The 2,562-nt window shown below is 62.5% G+C and carries 3 protein-coding genes; 2 read left to right on the top strand and 1 reads right to left on the bottom strand.

The features are described from left to right. Positions 1–227: 227 nt before the first annotated feature. Complete coding sequence (locus D2T30_RS22760) at positions 228–854, bottom strand: LysE family translocator (protein ID WP_128210642.1); 627 nt, start codon at positions 852–854, stop codon at positions 228–230. Positions 855–1,125: 271 nt separating this feature from the next. On the opposite strand from D2T30_RS22760, the gene D2T30_RS22755 reads away from it, so the two are divergent. Further along, positions 1,126–1,578 carry an Lrp/AsnC family transcriptional regulator gene (locus D2T30_RS22755; protein ID WP_128210641.1) on the top strand — a complete coding sequence of 151 codons (453 nt, stop codon included), beginning with the start codon at positions 1,126–1,128 and terminating at the stop codon, positions 1,576–1,578. An 8-nt stretch (positions 1,579–1,586) separates the two neighbouring features. Then, the gene (locus D2T30_RS22750) at positions 1,587–2,192 is read left to right on the top strand and encodes a LysE family translocator (RefSeq protein ID WP_206613070.1); all 606 of its coding nucleotides are present in this window, start codon (positions 1,587–1,589) and stop codon (positions 2,190–2,192) included. Positions 2,193–2,562: the final 370 nt, after the last annotated feature.

Here is a 2,562-nt window from a genome sequence, read left to right as displayed (position 1 = left end):
ACACCGCTGCAGGAAGCCCGGCCGGGACGGTGCGATCGCCCTTCGCCGCCATCGCCTGCGGCCTGTCATCGGAGCTCCGGCATCGTCGCCCTCGCGCCATGGGATCGTTGCCCGTAGGGGGGAGACTGCCCCGGCAGGCTCCCGTCCGCAGGACTAGAGCCCGGTCCCGATCAAATCGGGAGGCGCTATGACAGATCGACAGAAAGGAAGCCCAGAGCCGCCTTTCATCACCTCGCGCGTTCGGATGTGAGGACCATGCCTGCAATTCCGACGAACACGCAGGCTGTTGCCCGATTGAACGCTTTTCCATGCCGCGCCAGCCATGCGCTCATCCGCTTTGCGGTCAACGCCAGCGAAACCTCGTAGGCAAGCTGAAGGGCCGCGAACGTGCCCGCAAGGATTGAGAACTGCGCCAGAAGCGGCTCATCCGGGCGGATGAACTGCGGCAGGAAAGTCGCAAAGAAAATCAGCGCCTTTGGGTTAGAGACTGCAACGCCCAACCCCTCGGCAAACACCCTCTGGCGCTTCGGTAATACAAGCGCGGATTTTTCGGCCGAAGCGATGATCGAGGCAGGCGCCGACCATGTTTGCCATGCCAGAAAGAGCAGATAGGTTGCCCCCAGCCATTTCACCAGTGAGAACAGAGCTTCGGAAGCGAGCAGAATTGCCCCGAGGCCGGCCATTGACGCCGCTATCATCAGAAGAACGCCCGCCACGCTGCCAAGCGAAGTCCAGAAGGTTCGGCCCGGGCCGAAACGAACGGAATGATTGATGCAAAGCAACCCGTTCGGCCCCGGCGTCACGAGCAGCACAAGGCAAGCGACGACATAGACAAGATAAAGATCAAGGGACAAGACTTGGCTCCTGCATTTTCATTACGCCGCATACTATGATTCACGACCATTCTGCGGCAATGGCCGCTATGTGCGCTTGGCTGCCACTATCGGCGAGATCCAGAGCCACGGACGTAGCGCAGGCAGCCTCATCAACGATCAGAGCCAAAAGCGACCATTAGCTCACAAAATGTGCGGCGAGGCGATGTTTGCGCCGCAAATGTAGCGGCAAAATTCATGATTCTCCGCAAGCAACGCTTGCAAGTATAAAGTTGCCAAATATTTTGCGGACATGGATGAAATCGACCGCAAAATAATCGGCCTTCTCTCCTCGGATGCCCGGCGTTCGCTGGCTGACATCGGTGGCAGCGTTGGTCTGTCGCCTTCCAGCGTCAACGAGCGGATCCGCCGTCTGACCGCCTCGGGCGCAATCCGGCGGTTCACCGTCGAACTGGATCCATCCGCCATGGAGATGGAAGCCCTCGCCTTTGTCTGGGTGGCGCTGCGTGAAGATACCGATGAAGGCGCCTTCCGCAGCTTCGCCGCGAAGAATACCGCGATCCTCGAATGCCACCATGTCACCGGGGGCTGGTCCTATCTGGTCAAACTGCGTGTCCGCGCCATGCCGGAAGTCGAGGGCTTTCTGGCCGAACTCAAGGCGGAGAAGTTTCTGGGCCGCAGCGAGACGGTGATCGCCCTTTCATCCCCGGTCGCGGATGCCTTCGTGCAGAAGGCTGGTGGCTGATGGAGCCGATGCTGTTTGTCAAAAGCCTGCTCCTCGGGCTGGCCATCGCGGCCCCGCTCGGCCCCATCGGAGCGCTGTGCATCAACCGGACGCTTGAGCGCGGCATTGCCGCCGGTGTCGCCGGTGGCCTCGGTACGGCGCTGGCGGATGGAGTCTATGCCGCCCTTGCGGCCTTCGGCTTTGCGGCGTTCTCGGATGCCTTGGGCATGATCGATACGCCGCTGCGCCTGATCGGCGGCGCTTTCATGCTGTGGGTCGGCTGGAAAAGTATGGCGCCGAAGCCGCCCCGGACGGCGGCGAGTGTATCCACCCGCGACCTGCTTGGCACCACGGCGGCGACCTTCCTGCTGACGATCACCAATCCCATGACGATCCTGTCCTTCGCGGCGATCTTCGCGGGTCTCGGGTTGGCCTCGGGAACCGGGACCGCCGGTGCGGTTCTGGTCGTTGCCGGGGTGTTTGTCGGCTCGATGCTGTGGTGGTGCCTCCTCAGCGGCGGGGGCGCGCTCGCCCGGGATCGCCTGCCTGACGCCTTTGCGCTGTGGGTCTCGCGCCTGTCCGGCATCGTGCTGATTGGATTCGGCCTCTGGGCGGTGGTCTCGGCCGTTTTCTGAACCGCGATGGCAGCTTTGTCCGCAGAGCTGCCAAGCACAACCGGTCCAGCGCCTGAGTCGGATCGGGCGGGACGGTGCGATCGCCCTTCGCCGCCATCGCCTGCGGCCTGTCATCGGAGCTCCGGCATCGTCGCCCTCGCGCCATGGGATCGTAGCCCGTAGGGGGGAGACTGCTCTGGCAGGCTCCCGTCCGCAGGACCAGAGCCCGGTCCCGATCAAATCGGGAGGCGCTATGACACATCGACAGAAAGGAGCCGAGGCTGTGTGGAAACTCCGCTCTATGGTAGAGTTTGTAATGGCTGCGGGGGATCGAGATGTCGGGTTTCATCGAAGGCGTTGCGCGGGGGCAGACAGTTCTTTTTCCTGATCG

The sequence above is a fragment of the Paenirhodobacter populi genome (assembly GCF_004022215.1).
Classification (GTDB): domain Bacteria; phylum Pseudomonadota; class Alphaproteobacteria; order Rhodobacterales; family Rhodobacteraceae; genus Rhodobacter; species Rhodobacter populi.
The sequence above is the reverse complement of the archived record's forward strand: the minus strand, read 5'-3'. Positions and strand labels throughout refer to the sequence as shown.